Below are 257 nucleotides of genomic sequence, written 5' to 3' on the forward strand. Positions count from 1 at the left end.
GGCGTGACCACCGGCATCTCCGCCGCCGACCGCGCCCGCACCGTGCAGGCTGCCGCCGCCAAGGATGCCAAGGCTGAAGACATCGTCAGCCCGGGCCATATCTTCCCGCTGATGGCCCAACCGGGCGGCACCCCCGCTCGCGCCGGTCACACCGAAGCCGCCTGCGACCTGGCGCGCATGGCCGGTTTCGAGCCGAGCGGCGTGATCTGCGAAGTGATGAACGACGACGGCACCATGTCCCGCCGCGCCGAACTGGA

The 257-nt window shown here is 71.2% G+C and carries 1 protein-coding gene; it reads left to right on the forward strand.

The features are described from left to right. A partial coding sequence (locus BK660_RS32240; RefSeq protein ID WP_185045376.1) for a 3,4-dihydroxy-2-butanone-4-phosphate synthase occupies positions 1 to 257 on the forward strand: 257 nt, incomplete at both ends.

This window comes from Pseudomonas brassicacearum, assembly GCF_003732265.1.
GTDB classification, from domain to species: Bacteria; Pseudomonadota; Gammaproteobacteria; order Pseudomonadales; family Pseudomonadaceae; genus Aquipseudomonas; species Aquipseudomonas brassicacearum_D.